Source organism: Streptomyces sp. UC4497 (genome assembly GCF_054871485.1).
Window position 1 is genome coordinate 261943 of sequence record NZ_JBTYHB010000006.1, and the last position, 18688, is coordinate 280630.

An 18688-nucleotide genomic window follows, 5' to 3' on the forward strand; every position below is an offset into this window, starting at 1 on the left:
AGCCATGGACCACCACCTCTCCCCCGAGCACGAGGAACTCCGGCGCACCGTGGAGGAGTTCGCGCACGAGGTCGTCGCCCCGAAGATCGGCGACCTCTACGAGCGGCACGAGTTCCCTTACGAGATCGTCCGCGAGATGGGCCGCATGGGGCTCTTCGGCCTCCCCTTCCCGGAGGAGTACGGCGGCATGGGCGGCGACTATCTGGCGCTCGGCATCGCGCTTGAGGAGCTGGCGCGCGTCGACTCCTCGGTGGCGATCACGCTGGAGGCCGGCGTCTCGCTCGGCGCGATGCCGCTGCACCTCTTCGGTACGGAGGAGCAGAAGCGGGAGTGGCTGCCGAAGCTGTGCGCGGGCGAGGTCCTGGGCGCGTTCGGCCTCACGGAACCCGAGGCGGGTTCGGACGCGGCCGGTACGCGCACGACGGCCGTACGGGACGACGAGACCGGCGACTGGATCATCAACGGCACGAAGTGCTTCATCACCAACTCCGGTACGGACATCACGGGCCTGGTGACGGTGACGGCGGTGACGGACCGCGCGGCGGACGGCCGCCCGGTGATCTCCTCGATCATCGTGCCGTCCGGGACGTCCGGCTTCACGGTCGCGGCGCCGTACTCGAAGGTGGGGTGGAACGCGTCGGACACGCGTGAGCTGCACTTCGACGACGTCCGGGTGCCGGCGGCGAATCTGCTGGGCGCGGAGGGCCGGGGCTTCGCCCAGTTCCTGCGGATCCTCGACGAGGGGCGCGTCGCGATCTCCGCGCTGGCCACGGGTCTCGCGCAGGGGTGCGTCGACGAGTCGGTGAAGTACGCCAAGGAGCGCCGCGCCTTCGGGCACCACATCGGCAGCTACCAGGCAATCCAGTTCAAGATCGCCGACATGGAGATGAAGGCGCACACGGCGCGGCTGGCCTGGCGGGACGCGGCGTCGCGGCTCGTCTGCGGGGAGCCGTTCAAGAAGGAGGCGGCGCTGGCGAAGCTGTACTCGTCGACGGTCGCGGTGGACAACGCGCGGGAGGCGACGCAGATCCACGGTGGATACGGGTTCATGAACGAGTACCCGGTCGCCCGGATGTGGCGCGACTCCAAGATCCTGGAAATCGGCGAGGGCACGAGCGAGGTCCAGCGGATGCTGATTGCGCGGGAGCTGGGCCTGACGTCATAGGGCGCCGGCGCCGGTCGGGCAAATCAAGCCTCGGCGCCGGTTGGGCAATTTAAGCCCCTGCGGCGATTGAGCAGCGGGGTATGGGGCAGAGCCCCAATCTTTCGAACGGCATCCGGGCCTGGGCCACGGGGCTCCGCCCCGGACCCCGCGCCTCAAACGCCGGCGGGGCTTGATTTGCCCACCGGCGCCGGGGCGAGGGGCCGCCCCCACCCCCTGGACAACCGGGGAACTTAGGTTAACCTACCCTGAGTTTACGTACTCGCCCGGTCGCCGCTCCGGCACGTCCGAAAGTTGCCCGTCATGCCCAACGCCCTGTCCCGCCCCACCCGCCGCGGCATCCTCGCCGCGACCGGCGCCATCGGCCTCGGAGCCGCGCTCGCCGCCTGCGGCGACGGCGGCTCCAAAGACGGCGGTTCGAGCTCGGCCGGCTCCGCCAAGAAGTCCGGCCCCTGGTCGTACAAGGACGACCGCGGCAAGACCGTGAAGCTGGACAAGGTCCCGACGAACATCGTCGCCTTCACCGGCATGGGCGCCGCCCTCTACGACTACGGCATCCAGGTCAAGGGCGTCTTCGGCCCGACCACCACGAAGGGCGGCAAGCCCGACGTCCAGGCCGGCGACATGCCCGTCGACAAGGTCACGGTCATCGGCAACGAGTGGGGCCAGTTCAACATCGAGAAGTACGCGGGCATCGCGCCCCAGGTGCTGATCACCACGATCTTCGACGGCGCGGGCACCCTCTGGTACGTCCCCGAGGAGTCCGCCAAGAAGATCGCCAAGCTCGCCCCGAGCGTCGGCATCTCCGTCTACGACCGCCAGCTCACGACGCCGCTCGAGCACGTCTACAAGCTGGCCGAGTCGCTCGGCGCCGACCTGAAGGCCGACAAGGTCGTCAAGGCCAAGAAGCGCTTCGAGGACGCCGCCGCCCGGCTGCGCAAGGCGGCGAAGGCCAACCCCGACATCAAGGTGCTGGCGGGTAGCGCGAGCCCCGACATCTTCTACGTCTCGGGCACGAACCTCTCCGTCGACCTTGAGTACTTCAAGGCGCTCGGCGTGAACTTCGTGGAGCCCTCGGAGGCCGCGAAGAAGGCGTCCGGCGGCTGGTTCGAGAACCTGAGCTGGGAGAACGTCAACAAGCACAAGGCCGACATCATCATGATGGACGACCGCGCCCAGGCGATTCAGCCCGCCGACATCGACGAGCCGACCTGGAAGAAGCTGCCGGCGGTCAAGGCGGGCCAGGTCATCTCCCGCTCCCCCGAGCCGATCCTGTCCTACGACAAGTGCGCCCCGCTCCTGGAAGACCTCGCGAAGGCCATCGAGACGGCGAAGAAGGTGTCCTGATCCCATGACGGCGACGACCGAAGCCCCCGCTGTAGCCCCTTTCCGATTCTTCGATCTGCAAGTGGTCCGCACCCGGCGGCTCGGTCCGTCGCTGCTCAGGGTCACTTTCACGGGCCCTGACCTCCCCGACTTCCACGGCGGCGGCCGGGACCAGTCCCTCTCCCTCTTCCTGCCGCACCCCGGCCAGGACGCCCCCGTGATGCCGCCGGTCAACGCCGGTGAGGACGGCCGCGCCTGGCACGCGGCGTACCGGGCGATCCCGGACGACGAGCGCGCGATCATGCGCTCGTACACACTGAGCGGCCAGCGCCGCTTCCCCGCGGAGGAAGTCGACATCGACTTCGTGCTGCACGACGACGACCCGTCGACCTCGGGCCCCGCCTGCCGCTGGGCCCGCGCCGCGACCCCCGGCGACCGGGCCGTCGTGCTCGGCCCGGCGATCGCGGACAACGCCGCCGTGCGCTGCCAGCCCCAGGACGACTTCGACCACATCCTCATGTGGGGCGACGAGACGGCGCTTCCCGCGGCGCTCGGCGTGCTGGCCTGGCTGCCCGAACACGTCTCGGCGCACGTGTACTTGGAGGTTCCGCACCGCGAGGACATCCAGCCGATCATCACGCTCGCGGATGTCTCCGTCACCTGGCTCGTCCGCGACGAGGGCGCGCCCTCCGTGGTCGACACCGTGCGCGCGGCCCAACTCCCCGACGCCGTAAGCCCGTACGCGTGGCTGGCCGGCGAGTCCGGGACGATGAAGGAGCTGCGGCGGCACCTGGTGCGCGAGCGCGGCTACGACAAGCGGGCGGTGACCTTTGTCGGTTACTGGCGGCGCGGCATGAGCGAGGACGCGTTGCGCGCTGCATGACGCCTCGGGGCCCCACCCCTGGGAACAGCGCACATTCCAGCCATAACAGCCATTCCAGCCACATGACAGGGGGCGGGGTCGCGAACCAAAGTTAGGTTAGGCTAACCTAATCCAAGGGTTCGCGACCTCGCCCTTTTTCCTGCCCCACCCGGGAACCACCCCACCCCACCCGGAGGAACCGTTCATGCGCTCGCACCTGCTCAATGACACCACCGCGGAGTTGTACCGCAGCTCCGTGACCGAAGGAGTCGAGCGGGTGGCGGCCAAACTCGCCACCACCACAAGGCCGTTCACCGGCGTCACCCCGGACGCCCTCTCCCCCACCGTCGACGCCGTCGACCTGGACGAGCCGCTCCAGGACACCATCGCCGCCCTGGACGAGCTGGAGGACGTGTACCTCCGCGACGCCGTCTACTTCCACCACCCCCGCTACCTCGCCCACCTCAACTGCCCGGTCGTCATCCCGGCGGTGCTCGGCGAGGCGATCCTCTCCGCGGTCAACTCCTCGCTCGACACCTGGGACCAGTCCGCGGGCGGCACGCTCATCGAGCGCAAGCTCATCGACTGGACCACCGGACGGATCGGCCTCGGCCCCGCTGCCGACGGCGTGTTCACCTCCGGCGGCTCGCAGTCCAACCTCCAGGCGCTGCTGCTGGCCAGGGAGGAGGCCAAGTCGCAGGACCTGTCCAAACTCCGCGTCTTCGCCTCCGAGGTCAGCCACTTCAGCGTCAAGAAGTCCGCGACGCTGCTCGGCCTCGACCCGCAGTCGGTCGTCTCCATCCCGGTCGACCGCGAGAAGCGCCTGCAGACCGTGGCCCTCGCCGCCGAGTTGCAGCGCTGCCGCGAGGAGGGCCTCGTCCCCATGGCCGTCGTGGCGACCGCGGGGACGACCGACTTCGGCTCCATCGACCCGCTGCCGGAGATCGCCGAGCTGTGCGCCCAGTACGACACGTGGATGCACGTCGACGCCGCGTACGGCTGCGGACTGCTCGTGTCGAACAAGAACCGTGAGCGGCTCACCGGCATCGAGCGCGCCGACTCGGTCACCGTCGACTACCACAAGTCCTTCTTCCAGCCCGTGAGTTCGAGCGCGATCCTGGTCCGCGACGCGGCCACGCTGCGGCACGCCACGTACCACGCGGAGTACCTCAACCCGCGCCGCACGGTCGCCGAGCGGATCCCCAACCAGGTCGACAAGTCCCTGCAGACCACGCGCCGCTTCGACGCGCTCAAGCTGTGGCTGACGCTGCGCGTGATGGGCGCGAAGGGCATCGGCGGCCTCTTCGACGAGGTGTGCGACCTGGCGTACGAGGGCTGGCAGCTGCTCGCCTCCGACCCGCGCTTCGACGTGGTCGTGGAGCCGAGCCTGTCCACGCTCGTCTACCGCTACATCCCGGCCGATGCCACCGACCCCGCGGAGATCGACCGCGCCAACCTCCACGCCCGCAAGGCCCTGTTCGCCTCCGGCGACGCCGTCGTCGCGGGCACCAAGGTGGGCGACCGCCAGTACTTGAAGTTCACCCTGCTCAACCCCGAGACGACCCTCGACGACATCTCGGTCGTCCTCGACCTCATCGCCGGCCACGCCGAGCAGTACCTGGGAGACACCCTTGACCGCGCATCCTGACACGTACGACTTCATCGGGATCGGCCTCGGCCCCTTCAACCTGGGTCTGGCCGCGCTCACGGAGCCGATCGACGAGCTGACCGGGCTGTTCATCGAGTCCAAGCCGGACTTCGAGTGGCACTCGGGGATGTTCCTCGAAGGCGCCCACCTCCAGACCCCGTTCATGTCGGACCTGGTGACGCTCGCCGACCCGACGTCCGAGTACTCCTTCCTCAACTACCTGAAGGAATCGGGCCGGTTGTACTCGTTCTACATTCGCGAGAACTTCTATCCGCTGCGCGTCGAGTACAACAACTACTGCCGCTGGGCCGCCGCCAAGCTGTCCTCGATCCGGTTCTCGACGAGCGTCACCGAGGTGCGCTACGACGACGCGGCCGAGGTCTACCTCGTGGACACCGACAAGGGCGAGACGTTCCGCGCCCGCCACCTGGTCCTGGGCACCGGCACCCCGCCGTACGTCCCCGAGGCGTGCCAGGGGCTCGGTGGCGACGGGGTCGTCCACAACTCCCGCTACCTCCAGCACAAGCAGCAGCTCCAGCAGAAGAAGTCGATCACCCTGGTCGGCAGCGGGCAGTCCGCGGCCGAGATCTACCAGGACCTGCTCAGCGAGATCGACGCGCACGGCTACCGGCTCAACTGGGTGACGCGCTCCCCGCGGTTCTTCCCGCTCGAGTACACCAAGCTGACGCTGGAGATGACGTCCCCGGACTACATCGACTACTTCCACAAGCTGCCGGAGGAGACCCGCTACTCGCTGGAGCAGCGGCAGAAGGGCCTGTTCAAGGGCATCGACGGCGAGCTGATCGACGCCATCTTCGACCTGCTGTACCAGAAGGGTCTCGACGGCCCCGTGCCGACGCGCCTGCTCACCAACTCGGCGCTGCGCACGGCGAGTTACGAGGACGGCACGTACACGCTCGGTCTGCACCAGGAGGAGCAGGACAAGGCGTTCGAGCTGGAGACCGAGGGCCTGATCCTCGCCACCGGCTACAAGTACACGACGCCCGCCTTCCTGGAGCCGGTCCGCGACCGCATCCGCTGGGACGGCCAGGGCCGCTACGACGTCGCCCGCAACTACGCGATCGACACCACCGGGCGCGGCATCTTCGTGCAGAACGCGTCCGTGCACACGCACTCGATCACCAGCCCCGACCTGGGGATGGGCGCGTACCGCAACAGTTACATCATCGGCGAGCTGCTCGGCTCCGAGTACTACCCCGTCGAGAAGACCATCGCGTTCCAGGAGTTCGCAGCATGAGCACCACAAGCACCACCAACGGGACCCTCGGGAAACTCTCCCTGCGTCCCGTCGACCCGCAGGCCGACGCCGAGCTGCTGCACCGCTGGGTCACCGACCCCAAGGCCGCCTTCTGGCTGATGCAGGAGGCCAAGCTCCAGGACGTCGAGCGCGAGTACATGTCGATCGCGGCGCACGAGCACCACGACGCCTTCCTCGGCCTGCACGACGGCGAGCCGGCGTTCCTGATGGAGCGCTACGACCCGCGGTACGTCGAGCTCGTCGGCCTGTACGAGCCCGAGCCCGGCGACATCGGCATGCACTTCCTCACCGCGCCCTCGGACGTCCGCATCCCGGGCTTCACGCGCGCCGTGATCACGACGGTGATGGAGCACCTCTTCGCCGACGCGTCGGTGAAGCGCGTCGTCGTCGAGCCCGACGTGGGCAACAAGGCGGTGCACGCCCTGAACGAGGCCGTCGGCTTCGTCCCCGAGCGTGAGATCGACAAGCCGGAGAAGAAGGCGCTGCTGAGCTTCTGCACACGCGAGCAGTTCGAAGCGGCCACGGGAAGGACCACCGGAGCATGACCATCGCCGACGCCGCCACCCACCTCTCCCCCGAGCGCTGGGCCGAGGCCAACCGTCTCCTCATCCGCAAGGCACTCGCCGAGTTCAGCCACGAGCGGCTCCTCAAGCCCGAGATATCGGGGGCCGCCGCCGCTGACCGGTACTCCGTCCTCAGCGACGACGGCCTGACCCGCTACGAGTTCACCGCCCGCCGACTGCGCCTCGACCACTGGCAGGTGTCCGCCGACTCGATCACCCGGCACCGCGACGGCACCGAACTCCCGCTGAACGCCCTGCAGTTCTTCATCGAGCTGAAGGACAGCCTGGGCCTGAGCGACTCGACCCTCCCGGTCTACCTGGAGGAGATCTCCTCCACGCTCTCCGGCACCTGCTTCAAACTGACGAAGCCGTACCTGTCCTCCGCCGAACTCGCCGCCTCCGGCGACTTCCAGGCGATCGAGACGGGCATGACCGAGGGCCACCCCTGCTTCGTCGCCAACAACGGCCGCCTCGGCTTCGGCATCCACGAGTACCTCTCGTACGCCCCCGAGACCGCGAGCCCCGTCCGGCTGATCTGGCTGGCGGCGAGCCGCGAGCGCGCGGCCTTCACGGCGGGCATCGGCCTCGACTACGAGTCGTTCCTGCGGGCCGAGTTGGGCGAGGCCACCCTGGAACGCTTCGACGGCATCCTGCGCGACCAGGGCCTCGACCCGGCCGACTACCTCCTCATCCCCGCCCACCCGTGGCAGTGGTGGAACAAGCTCTCCGTCACGTTCGCCGCCGAGGTCGCGCAGCGGAACCTGGTGTGCCTGGGCGAGGGCGACGACGAGTACCTCGCGCAGCAGTCGATCCGCACGTTCTTCAACAAGAGCGCCCCCGAGAAGCACTACGTGAAGACGGCCCTCTCGGTCATCAACATGGGCTTCATGCGCGGCCTTTCGGCGGCGTACATGGAGGCGACGCCGGCGATCAACGACTGGCTGGCGAACCTCATCGAGAACGACGAGGTGCTCAAGGACACCGGCCTGACGATCATCCGCGAGCGCGCGGCCGTCGGCTACCGGCACCTGGAGTACGAGGCCGCCACCGACCGCTACTCGCCGTACCGCAAGATGCTGGCGGCGCTGTGGCGCGAGTCGCCGGTGACCTCGCTGGCCGAGGGCGAGCGCCTGGCGACGATGGCGTCCCTCCTGCACGTGGACCGCGAGGGCAAGTCCTTCGCGGGCGCCCTGATCGAGCGCTCCGGCCTCACGCCCCGCGAGTGGCTGAAGCCCTACCTGAAGTCGTACCTGACCCCGCTCCTGCACAGCTTCTACGCCTACGACCTGGTGTTCATGCCGCACGGCGAGAACGTCATCCTGGTCCTGGACGAGCAGGGCGTCGTCAAGCGGTCGATCTTCAAGGACATCGCCGAGGAGATCGCGGTGATGGACACGGAGGCCGTCCTGCCGCCCGCCGTGGAGCGGATCAAGGCCGAGGTCCCGGACGACATGAAGCTCCTGTCGATCTTCACGGACGTCTTCGACTGCTTCTTCCGCTTCCTCTCGGCGAACCTCGTCGAGGACGGCGTCGTGGACGAGGAGACGTTCTGGTCGGCGGTCGCGGACTGCGTGCGCGACTACCAGGCGACGATGCCCCAACTGGCCGAGAAGTTCGATCAGTTCGACATGTTCGCGCCCAACTTCTCGCTCTCCGCCCTCAACCGTCTCCAGCTGCGCAACAACGAGCAGATGGTCGACCTGGCGGACCCGTCGGGCGCCCTTCAGTTGGTGGGCGACCTGGACAACCCCATCGCGTAAGGGAGTTGGCCGGACTTACGGACCAGGGGCTCGGGAGACGGTCCTCCCGAGCCCCGTTCCCGTACGAGAATGTCGGCATGGCGGAAATCATCCAGCGCGACGGCACGTGGACGTATCTCGGGGACACGCTGCGGCTCGTGCCGGGGCGCGACAAGGCCGTGAGCCCGCTCCGCAAGGCTCTGGGCGAAGTGACCGTGCCGCTGACGGCGCTCGCGGGCGTCTCCTTCGAACAGGGCAAGAAGTCCGGACGCCTCCGGCTGCGCCTGCGCGACGGCGCCGACCCCCTCCTCCAGGCGACGGGCGGCAAGCTGACCGAGGGCATGGACCCGTACCAGCTCACCGTCGAGTCGGACCGCTACGGCGTCGCCGAGTACTTCGTCGACGAGGTGCGCAACGCGCTGCTCCTGGACGAGGTCCCCACGTCCGCCTCCGACACGTACCTCCTGCCGGGGCCCGCCGTACCGCTGTCCGTCTCCGCCGGGGACGGCACGGCGAGCTTCGACGGGGAGCGCGTGCGCCTGGAGTGGAACTGGAAGACGGAGGAGGCGAAGTCCTCCGCGGGCACGCGGGTGCTCGCGCTCGGCGACATCACGGCGGTCGAGTGGCAGCCGGCGATCGGCCTGGAGAACGGCTGCCTCCGCTTCACGGTCCGCTCCTCCCCCACGAAGGCGCCACCGAAGTACGACCCCAACTCCATCGAACTGTGGGGCTTCAAGAAGGACCCCCTGATGGCCCTCGTGGCAGCGGCGGTCCAGGCCCGCCTCCCCCACCCGGGCCCTGCGGGCGAACCAGCCACTCCCCCCGCCCTGGAACAGGCCCCGCCCACGGCCCCGCCGGAGGACGAACACGACGCCCTCCTCCGCCGCCTCCGCGAACTGGGCGACCTCCACAACTCCGGAATCCTGACGGAAGACGAGTTCGCACTGGCGAAGGCGGCGGTCCTGAAACGCCTGTCAGGCCCCTCCGGCGATTAGCGCCTCACCTTCCGCGCCACCACGAACCGGTCGACCTCCGCCCCCGTCTCGGCGAGCCCCCGCACGGTCAGCTTCGCGGTGTGCCCCACCGGCGCGGGCTCCACATCGACCCGCAGGAACGAGTAGTTGGTGTACCGCACCCGCGACCAGTCGACGGTCACCGCCTTCTTGCCGCCCCCGTCCTGCGTCACGTACGAGGCGAACGGGTCGACCTTCTTCTCGTTCCCCTCATACGTGTCCTCGACCGGGAACTCGTAGAGCCCCTTCCCCGCCGCGCCCGCCGTGACGTACACGACCCCGTCGGTCTCCGGGTACGCCGTGCCCCCGATCGGCAGCTCCTTGGTGACCTTGTCGCCCTTCAACACATCCGTGCGCTCGTAGACGTGGTTGTGCCCGTTGATCACGAGGTCGACCGTGTACTTCTCGAACAACGGCACCCACTCCTTGCGCACACCCCCCTCCGAGGCATGCGCGGTGGCGGTGCAGTAGGCGCAGTGGTGGAAGAACACCACGACGAAGTCGACCCCCGACCCGGCGGCCCGGAACTTCTTCAACTGCCGCTCGAACCAGGCGGTTTGAGTACCCCCACTGATCCCCAGATTCGCGGGAATCTCGTACGAGATGTCATTCGCGTCGAGCGAGATCACGGCCGTGTTGCCGTGCACGAAGGAGTACACGCCCGGCAGCTCCTTCGGGTCGGGCCCATTGGCCGGCGGCGCGAACCGGGCCTCCTGGCTCCCGTACCCGTTCGGCGAGTACCACGCCTCCATGTCGTGATTGCCGTACGACACCATCCACGGCACGGACTTGGCGACCGTCTCGGTCTGCGCGAGGAACTGGTCCCAGGTCCGCGCGTCGAACGTGTCCGTCGTCTTGCCCTGCCCGGAGGGATCCGCGTACGCGATGTCACCGGCGTGCAGGTGGAAGGCGGGGCCCTGCGCGAGGATCAGGCTGTCGTTGGCGAGCGCGTGGTAGCTGACGCCCTGGTCGCCGAAGGCGGTGAACGTGAAGCGCTCCGAACGGGCGGGCGCGGTCGTGAACGTACCGATCGTCCCCGCGAACTTCGGCGACGCCGGGTCGAAGCCCCGGTGCCCGACCCCGTAGTAGTACGTCTTGCCGGGCTTGAGGCGGGTCAACCTGGCGTGCACGTAGTACTGGGTGTGGTCGGCACTCGTCCCGACGCCCGCCGGGGTGTGGAGCGCCTTCAGCTCCGCCGGTATCTTCCGCGACAGCTCACCGGCGCTCGCCCCGACCCGGATGAACGGGTCCTTCACCGCGACCGGCACCTGCCAGGACACGGTCATCTCGGTGCGCGCGTCGTCGCCGTACGAGAGGTGCCGGCCGAAGGGCGCGACGAGCGCCCCGTCGACGGCCTCGGCGGCCGGGGCGCCCGCGGTCGTGGCCGCCTTCGCCGGCGAGGCGCTCGCGGGCCCGGGCACGAAGACCCCGCCCGCCACCGCGCCCAGGGTGACGGCCCCGCCGCGGATCATCGTGCGCCGCGAGAACCGGCTGCGCAGATACTCGTGCTGCTCGGCGAGGGACCGGTCGGCAAGCTCGGCGGGTACGCCCATACGTGGAATGTCCATGCGGGAAAGATGCTTGAGGCATCTATCCACCAGGGATACACCGCATGAACGCGACGCCAAATGAGCCCCGCCGAAAACAAGCCCCTCCGGCGATTGAGGAGCGGGGCCCGGGGCAGCGCCCCGCAACCTCAACCACGGCCACCCGAGCGAATCCCCTGCCCGATTTCGGGCAGGATTCTTGCAAAACCACCCCCCAGCCCCGAGGATCGCTTCGTGCACGAGGAACTTGTCGACCACCTGACGCGCAGCAGCGCCCTGAGCCGGGGCGAGGCGTTGCGGGTGATCCAGGACGTGCTCGCCTACTTCGACGAGTCGACGGAGGACTACGTCCGCCGCCGGCACCGCGAACTCCAGGGCCAGGGCCTGGTGAACGCGGAGATCTTCGAACAGATCACGGCGGACCTGCGGTACCGGGCGGTGGCGCCGCCGGAGCTCTCGCTCCGGCAGTTGCGCCGCATCGTCTACGGCTGACCGCGGACCCACTACCCGAGGGGATCAGAACCACACATGTGCGGAATCGTCGGTTACATCGGCAAGCGTGACGTAGCGCCGCTCCTTCTCGAAGGACTGCAGCGCCTGGAGTACCGCGGATACGACTCCGCGGGCGTCGTCATCACCAGCCCCAAGGCCACCGGCCTGAAGATGGTCAAGGCCAAGGGCCGGGTGCGCGACCTGGAGGCGAAGGTCCCGGCCCGCTTCAAGGGCACCACCGGCATCGCCCACACCCGCTGGGCCACGCACGGCGCCCCCTCCGACCACAACGCGCACCCGCACATGTCGGCCGACGACAAGGTCGCCGTCGTCCACAACGGCATCATCGACAACGCCTCGGACCTGCGCGCCAAGCTGGTCGCCGAGGGCGTCGAGTTCCTCTCCGAGACGGACACCGAGGTCCTCACCCACCTCATCGCCCGCTCCCAGCTGCCCGAGCTCGAGGACAAGGTCCGCGAGGCGCTGCACCTGATCGAGGGCACGTACGGCATCGCGGTCCTGCACGCCGACTTCCCGGACCGCATCGTGGTCGCGCGCAACGGCTCGCCGGTCGTCCTCGGCATCGGCGACAAGGAGATGTTCGTCGCCTCGGACATCGCCGCGCTGATCACCCACACCCGCCAGATCGTCACGCTCGACGACGGCGAGATGGCCACGCTCAAGGCCGACGACTTCCGTACGTACACGACGGCCGGCACCCGCACCGCCAACGAGCCGACCACCGTGGACCTCGAGGCCGCCTCCTTCGACATGGGCGACCACGACACGTACATGCACAAGGAGATCTCCGAGCAGGCCGACGCCGTGGACCGCGTGCTGCGCGGCCGCATCGACGACCGCTTCTCCACGGTGCACCTCGGCGGCCTCAACCTGGACGCCCGCGAGGCCCGCACGGTCCGCCGCGTGAAGATCCTCGGCTGCGGCACCTCGTACCACGCGGGTCTGATCGGCGCGCAGATGATCGAGGAGCTGGCCCGCATCCCCGCAGACGCCGAGCCGGCCTCCGAGTTCCGCTACCGCAACGCGGTCGTGGACCCCGACACCCTCTACATCGCGGTCTCCCAGTCCGGCGAGACGTACGACGTCCTCGCGGCGGTCCAGGAGCTGAAGCGCAAGGGCGCCCGCGTCTTCGGCGTCGTGAACGTCGTCGGCTCGGCGATCGCCCGTGAGTCGGACGCGGGCGTGTACGTCCACGCGGGCCCCGAGGTCTGCGTCGTCTCGACGAAGTGCTTCACGAACACCACGGTCGCCTTCGCCCTGCTCGCCCTGCACCTCGGCCGCATCCGCGACCTCTCGGTCGCCGACGGCAAGCGCATCATCGAGGGCCTGCGCAAGCTCCCGGCCCAGATCACCGAGATCCTCGAGCAGGAGGCGGAGATCAAGAAGATCGCCGAGGAGTACGCGGACGCCCGCTCGATGATGTTCATCGGCCGCGTCCGGGGCTACCCGGTGGCCCGCGAGGCGTCCCTGAAGCTCAAGGAGGTCTCGTACATCCACGCCGAGGCCTACCCGGCCTCCGAGCTGAAGCACGGCCCGCTGGCCCTCATCGAGCCCGCGCTCCCCACGGTCGCGATCGTCCCCGACGACGACCTGCTGGAGAAGAACCGCGCCGCGATGGAGGAGATCAAGGCCCGCTCCGGCCGCATCCTGGCGGTCGCCCACCAGGAGCAGGAGAAGGCCGACCGCACGATCGTCGTCCCGAAGAACGAGGACGAGCTGGACCCGATCCTGATGGGCATCCCGCTCCAACTCCTCGCCTACCACACGGCCTTGGCCCTCGGCCGCGACATCGACAAGCCCCGCAACCTGGCGAAGTCCGTCACGGTCGAGTAGGTCCCTCTCGCCGCACAAACGGGTCCCGTACGCGCCACCAAGCGCACGGGACCCGTTTCCGTGAGGGCCGGAGCCGCCCATTGCCCCGGCCCTTGGCTGTCACCCGGCGGCCGTCACCCCCCGGCCAACAGCACGCCAACGCACCGTATTTACCCTTCACAAGGGCACAAAGCACCTCTACGCGGGAGTAGATTTATCCAACGGCGCAAATTCAACTACCGGTCCAACTCCCGCTTCCCGAAAGGGACTCAGGGGATCACAATGACGGGCCGCTGCGCGCGCCGCGCAAGCCGTCCCGCGACCGAGCCGAAGATCCGCCCGACGAGCCCGTGGGTCGAGCCCACGACGATGGCGTCGGCCGAGTACTCGTGCCCGACCTCCTCCAGCTCGTGGCAGATGTCGCCACCGCGCTCGACGAGGATCCAGGGCACCTCGGACAGATACTCCGCACAGGCGAGCTCGAGCCCGAGGACCTCCGTCCGGTGATCCGGCACGTCCACGAACACCGGCGGTTCACAGCCCGCCCACACCGTGGTGGGCAGCCGATTGGCCACATGGACGATGACCAGCCCGGAGCCCGAACGGTGGGCCATGCCGATCGCGTACGCGAGTGCCCGCTCACTCGATGTGGAGCCGTCGAAGCCGACGACGACACCGTGCTTGAACGCGGGGTCACAGGCTTGACGTGTCTCTTCCGCCGCTCGGGGCGTCGCCGTGGGATCGGCGACCTGCCGCTTGCGGTCCGCGGGTTCAGGGATTTCGTGACCGGCCATGAGTGTCTCGGCGTGTACCTCGTGGGCCTCTAAAGAGGGGACGACAACTGATCGGCGGAGCTGTGTCCGGGAATCATCTTCCCAACCCCATACCCCCAAGGGTACGGCGACACTCCTCCTCTGCCCAGACTCTGATTTCCGGGCCCAGAGCCGCACCTTCGTTCATCGATGGCCCGCTCCGCCGCGTTCAGGGGAGCATGCACGAGGGGCGACCGTATGGCAATGGTTGCTGCCCCGTACAGGCGGATTGCGCACTCAACTGGGCGCCTGACCTCCCCCGACGAAGTGACCCGGGCCGGTCGTCGGCGTTGAACTCGCGTACCGAAAGACACAGGGGAGCGCTCAGTGCCCGGACCGACCATCGCCCAGCGAACCAGCGCCGCGACCCACCCCGACGCGCCCCTGCCCGCGCGCTGGGCCGCGTTCAGCTGCGTCCTGGTGCCGCCGCTCGTACTCGTCTGGTACGGCTCCTCCGCCGCGGGTACCGCCGGCGCCGTCCTGGGGCTCGCAGTGATCACCGCGGCGTGCCGTTTGCTCCTTCGACAGACGGAGCGCGGGGCTGCACAGTTGCACAGTGAACAATGCCGGGCGCATCGTGGTCGACGCGAGTGGAACGGCTCCGACACACAGGACGGCGGGCGTCGGGCCGAGCGGGATACGCCTGTTGGCTGACCGTTTTCAACGCGGCTCTCCGATAATTTTCAGCCAACTTGGGCCACCGGGCCTCCCCTTGCGTTTCGCCTCCCCCAACCCCCTTTCCACCAGGGCGGAAACGGCGCCGAAAACCCCTCCCGCCCTACGGGGACCGGCCACGGAGTTGAGGCCCACTTCCCAGCAACGCCCCTGAGTGCGACGCTTCGTGATCGAATGCTTCACGCCAAGTTGCCATGTCGACAATCTGTCAGGTTCTTAACTGGTCACGACGGCACCATGGGACGCAGTAGATTCGATCATGACTGTCTGATCTGAAGGCGGCGGGGGACTTCGTGCATCACCGAGGGGAAACGTGCAGGAGCGAACGACCCGTCAAAATATTGAGGGAGCCGGGATCACCGAGGGGGGCTTAGCAGCATGAGCCACGACGCCACCACCGCGCCGGAGGCGGCGGCTCGCAAGCTGTCGGGGCGCCGTCGACGAGAGATCGTCGCGGTGCTGCTGTTCAGCGGCGGACCCATCTTCGAGAGTTCCATTCCACTCTCCGTGTTCGGTATCGACCGACAGGACGCGGGAGTGCCGCGCTATCGATTGCTCGTGTGCTCCGGCGAAGAGGGACCCCTGAGGACCACAGGGGGACTCGAACTCACCGCGCCGCACGGACTCGAGGCGATATCGCGAGCGGGCACGGTGGTCGTGCCCGCCTGGCGGTCCATCACTTCTCCGCCACCGGAGGAGGCGTTGGACGCCCTGCGCCGCGCCCACGAGGAGGGCGCACGCATCGTCGGCCTGTGCACGGGAGCCTTCGTGCTCGCCGCCGCGGGCCTGCTGGACGGCCGTCCGGCGACCACGCACTGGATGTACGCGCCGACGCTCGCGAAGCGCTATCCGTCGGTCCATGTGGACCCGCGCGAGCTCTTCGTGGACGACGGCGACGTACTGACGAGCGCCGGCACCGCGGCCGGTATAGATCTGTGTCTGCACATCGTGCGCACGGACCACGGCAACGAGGCGGCCGGAGCGCTCGCCCGCCGCCTGGTGGTCCCACCGCGCCGCAGCGGCGGCCAGGAGCGCTACCTCGATCGGTCTTTACCCGAGGAGATCGGCGCGGATCCGCTGGCCGAGGTCGTCGCCTGGGCCCTGGAGCACCTCCACGAGCAGTTCGACGTGGAGACGCTCGCCGCGCGCGCCTATATGAGCCGCCGCACCTTCGACCGCCGCTTCCGGTCGCTGACGGGGTCCGCCCCGCTCCAGTGGCTGATCACGCAGCGGGTGCTCCAGGCCCAGCGCCTGCTGGAGACCTCCGACTACTCGGTCGACGAGGTGGCGGGCCGCTGCGGCTTCCGCTCCCCCGTCGCGCTGCGCGGGCACTTCCGGCGCCAGCTGGGCTCGTCCCCGGCCGCGTACCGGGCGGCGTACCGGGCGCGCAGGCCGCAGCCGGGCGAGGGCCAGGGGAAGCCGGAGAAGCCGGACAGGACGGTCGAGCTCGCGGGTGTGCCGGGCGCCGAGGGGACTCCGGTCCCCGCGCAGTCCCGGCGCACGGCGGCAGCGAGCGCGCTCGGCCCGCACGCGGCCTCGATGCCGACGGGCCACTCGGGACTGCCAGGACCGCGCACAGCTTTGTAGCCCCGCACGACAGCACCGAGCACAGGAGCTGATGCCCGTCGTCTGCCAGTGGGAAGGTCGGACCCGTAGGGTTGGGCGCATGAACGATCGCATGGTGTGGATCGACTGCGAGATGACCGGACTCTCGCTGGCGAACGACGCGCTCATCGAGGTGGCCGCACTGGTCACCGACTCGGAGCTGAACGTACTCGGCGACGGTGTGGACATCGTGATCCGCCCGCCGGACGAGGCCCTGGAGACGATGCCCGAGGTGGTGCGCAACATGCACACCGCCTCGGGTCTCCTCGACGAGCTGGCGGGCGGCACGACGCTCGCGGACGCCGAGGAACAGGTCCTGGCGTACGTACGTGAGCACGTCAAGGACGCGGGCAAGGCCCCGCTGTGCGGGAACTCGGTCGGTACCGACCGCGGATTCCTGCTGCGTGACATGCCGACGCTGGAGGACTACCTCCACTACCGGATCGTCGATGTGTCCTCGGTCAAGGAGCTCGCCAGGCGCTGGTACCCGAGGGCGTACTTCAACAGTCCGGACAAGAACGGCAACCACCGGGCGCTCGCCGACATCCGCGAGTCCATCGCCGAGCTGCGCTACTACCGCGAGGCGGTCTTCGTCCCGCAGCCCGGGCCGGACTCGGACACCGCGAAGTCGATCGCGGCGAAGTACGTCCTGCCTGCGGAATAACCCCTCGTAAGCCCCTGTGTACGGGGTCCGGGCCCGCTCGGGAAAAGGTGTGCGCGAGCACCCCTTCGGACCCTGTACACTTTTTCTCGGCCGGTCGGAAGAAAGACAAACGACCGGACATGGTGGGTGTAGCTCAGTTGGTAGAGCACCTGGTTGTGGTCCAGGTGGCCGCGGGTTCAAGTCCCGTCACTCACCCTGAAGGATCCGAAGGCCCCGGTTCGAGAGAACCGGGGCCTTCGGCGTTCCCGGGGGATCCGGACGGATCCGGACCCCCCGGGGTCACATCTACGACGAGGCGCGGACCATCAGCTCCGTCGGAAGCACCAGGTGCCGCTGCGTGCCCCGGCGGACGGACGAGCGCTTCCCCTCCGCGGCCAGGGCGATCTCGTCGAGCAGCAGCTCCGTCATCGCCCGGCCCATGTCCAGGGTGGGCTGGCGCACGCTGGTGAGGCCCGGCTCCATGTGGCGGGCGATCACCGAGTCGTCGAAGCCGACCAGGGAGACGTCCTCGGGGATGCGGCGGCCCGCCTCGCGCAGCACCTGGCGGGCGCCCGAGGCCATCAGGTCGGAGCAGGCGAAGACCGCGTCGAGGCCGGTGCCGCGCTCCAGGAGCTCCTCCATGCAGCGGCGGCCACCCTCCTCCGTGAAGTCTCCGTAGGCCACCAGCTTCTCGTCGTAGCTGATGCCGCTCGCGGCCAGCTCGTCCTGGTAGCCGGCGAGGCGGCGCTGGGCCCCGTACACGTCGAGCGGGCCCGCGATGATCGCGACGGAGCGGCGGCCCTTGGAGACCAGGTGCTCGACGGCGGAGCGGGCGCCCGCGTAGTTGTCGGTGTCGACCGAGGGCAGCGGCTCGTCCGCGGAGCGGGGGCCGCTGATCACGGTCGGGATGTCCATCTGGATGAGGCGGTCCGCGAGCGGGTCGTCGGAGTGCACCGAGACCAGGAGGACCCCGTCGACGCGGTGGGCGGCGAGGTAGGTCGCCAGCCGGTCCTGTTCGCGCTCGCCGCGGGCGAAGGTGAGCAGGAGCTGGAGGTTGGTCTCGGCGAGGGCGAGGCCGACGCCGCCGACCATGCCGGAGAAGTACGGCTCGGAGAAGAACCGGGACTCCGCCTCAGGAACCACCACGGCGATCGAGTCCGAGCGGTTGGCCGCGAGGGCCCGGGCCGCCGTGTTCGGTACGTAGCCGAGCTCGGCGACCGCTTCCTCGACCGCGGCGCGGGTGCGGTCGCTGACCCGCGGCGATCCGTTGATGACACGGGAGACCGTGCCCCGGCCGACGCCCGCTCGGGCCGCGACCTCCTCGAGGGTCGGGCGCCTGCCGTGCGTGCCGTGAGCCACCATGACTCGTACCTCCCCAGATCTTGAGCGGAATCTAACAGCCCGATAACCGCACGAACTTGTCGCCGCTGAGTGTCTTGACACCCCGGGTTCGAGCGACGACCCTTCAACTCATCACGGATGGGAGCGC

At 69.0% G+C, this 18688-nt stretch carries 15 protein-coding genes and 1 tRNA gene; 13 read left to right on the plus strand and 3 right to left on the minus strand.

Annotated elements, in window-relative coordinates:
• The first annotated feature begins 4 nt into the window (after positions 1-4).
• The 8 genes from ACYSUO_RS11575 to ACYSUO_RS11610 all read left to right on the plus strand — a co-directional run bounded on the left by ACYSUO_RS11575 (position 5) and on the right by ACYSUO_RS11610 (position 9574).
• Positions 5-1165 (plus strand): acyl-CoA dehydrogenase family protein, encoded by a 1161-nt coding sequence (locus tag ACYSUO_RS11575; protein WP_461775972.1) that lies wholly within the window; start codon positions 5-7, stop codon positions 1163-1165.
• A 300-nt stretch (positions 1166-1465) separates the two neighbouring features.
• A complete protein-coding gene (locus ACYSUO_RS11580) occupies positions 1466-2509 on the plus strand; it encodes an ABC transporter substrate-binding protein (RefSeq protein ID WP_461775973.1) in 1044 nt (347 codons plus the stop codon).
• Positions 2510-2513: 4 nt separating this feature from the next.
• A complete protein-coding gene (locus tag ACYSUO_RS11585; protein WP_461775974.1) occupies positions 2514-3371 on the plus strand; it encodes a siderophore-interacting protein in 858 nt (285 codons plus the stop codon).
• A gap of 184 nt (positions 3372-3555) precedes the next feature.
• Positions 3556-4998 carry a lysine decarboxylase DesA gene (desA, locus tag ACYSUO_RS11590; protein WP_461775975.1) on the plus strand — a complete coding sequence of 481 codons (1443 nt, stop codon included), beginning with the start codon at positions 3556-3558 and terminating at the stop codon, positions 4996-4998.
• Positions 4982-6256 (plus strand): lysine N(6)-hydroxylase/L-ornithine N(5)-oxygenase family protein, encoded by a 1275-nt coding sequence (locus tag ACYSUO_RS11595; protein WP_461775976.1) that lies wholly within the window; start codon positions 4982-4984, stop codon positions 6254-6256. The genes desA and ACYSUO_RS11595 overlap by 17 nt, the downstream gene beginning before the upstream one ends.
• Positions 6253-6822 carry a GNAT family N-acetyltransferase gene (locus ACYSUO_RS11600; RefSeq protein ID WP_461775977.1) on the plus strand — a complete coding sequence of 190 codons (570 nt, stop codon included), beginning with the start codon at positions 6253-6255 and terminating at the stop codon, positions 6820-6822. The genes ACYSUO_RS11595 and ACYSUO_RS11600 overlap by 4 nt, the downstream gene beginning before the upstream one ends.
• Positions 6819-8600, plus strand: a complete 1782-nt coding sequence (locus tag ACYSUO_RS11605) for an IucA/IucC family protein (RefSeq protein WP_461775978.1) — start codon at positions 6819-6821, stop codon at positions 8598-8600. Before ACYSUO_RS11600 ends, ACYSUO_RS11605 begins: the two co-directional genes overlap by 4 nt.
• A 77-nt stretch (positions 8601-8677) precedes the next feature.
• Entirely contained in the window at positions 8678-9574 is an 897-nt protein-coding gene (locus tag ACYSUO_RS11610; RefSeq protein ID WP_461775979.1) for a DUF4429 domain-containing protein, read from the plus strand.
• Here the strand turns inward: ACYSUO_RS11610 and ACYSUO_RS11615 are convergent.
• Positions 9571-11160: a purple acid phosphatase family protein gene (locus ACYSUO_RS11615; RefSeq protein ID WP_461775980.1), complete on the minus strand. Its 1590-nt coding sequence runs from the start codon at positions 11158-11160 to the stop codon at positions 9571-9573. The genes ACYSUO_RS11610 and ACYSUO_RS11615 overlap by 4 nt on opposite strands.
• A gap of 213 nt (positions 11161-11373) precedes the next feature.
• On the opposite strand from ACYSUO_RS11615, the gene ACYSUO_RS11620 reads away from it, so the two are divergent.
• Positions 11374-11631 (plus strand): hypothetical protein, encoded by a 258-nt coding sequence (locus ACYSUO_RS11620; RefSeq protein ID WP_266719308.1) that lies wholly within the window; start codon positions 11374-11376, stop codon positions 11629-11631.
• 36 nt (positions 11632-11667) lie between these two features.
• The gene (glmS, locus tag ACYSUO_RS11625; protein ID WP_461775981.1) at positions 11668-13485 is read left to right on the plus strand and encodes a glutamine--fructose-6-phosphate transaminase (isomerizing); all 1818 of its coding nucleotides are present in this window, start codon (positions 11668-11670) and stop codon (positions 13483-13485) included.
• 248 nt (positions 13486-13733) lie between these two features.
• Here glmS and ACYSUO_RS11630 read toward each other — a convergent pair whose 3' ends face one another.
• Positions 13734-14258: a universal stress protein gene (locus tag ACYSUO_RS11630; protein WP_266719304.1), complete on the minus strand. Its 525-nt coding sequence runs from the start codon at positions 14256-14258 to the stop codon at positions 13734-13736.
• 1071 nt (positions 14259-15329) lie between these two features.
• Here ACYSUO_RS11630 and ACYSUO_RS11635 point away from each other — a divergent pair.
• From ACYSUO_RS11635 to ACYSUO_RS11645, 3 genes are all read left to right on the plus strand, one after another.
• The gene (locus tag ACYSUO_RS11635) at positions 15330-16538 is read left to right on the plus strand and encodes a GlxA family transcriptional regulator (RefSeq protein WP_461775982.1); all 1209 of its coding nucleotides are present in this window, start codon (positions 15330-15332) and stop codon (positions 16536-16538) included.
• A gap of 79 nt (positions 16539-16617) precedes the next feature.
• Positions 16618-17220, plus strand: a complete 603-nt coding sequence (orn, locus tag ACYSUO_RS11640; RefSeq protein WP_266719301.1) for an oligoribonuclease — start codon at positions 16618-16620, stop codon at positions 17218-17220.
• 122 nt (positions 17221-17342) lie between these two features.
• Positions 17343-17415 (plus strand) — tRNA-His (locus ACYSUO_RS11645).
• Positions 17416-17505: 90 nt separating this feature from the next.
• Here the strand turns inward: ACYSUO_RS11645 and ACYSUO_RS11650 are convergent.
• The gene (locus tag ACYSUO_RS11650) at positions 17506-18561 is read right to left on the minus strand and encodes a LacI family DNA-binding transcriptional regulator (RefSeq protein WP_461775983.1); all 1056 of its coding nucleotides are present in this window, start codon (positions 18559-18561) and stop codon (positions 17506-17508) included.
• Positions 18562-18688 lie beyond the last annotated feature (127 nt).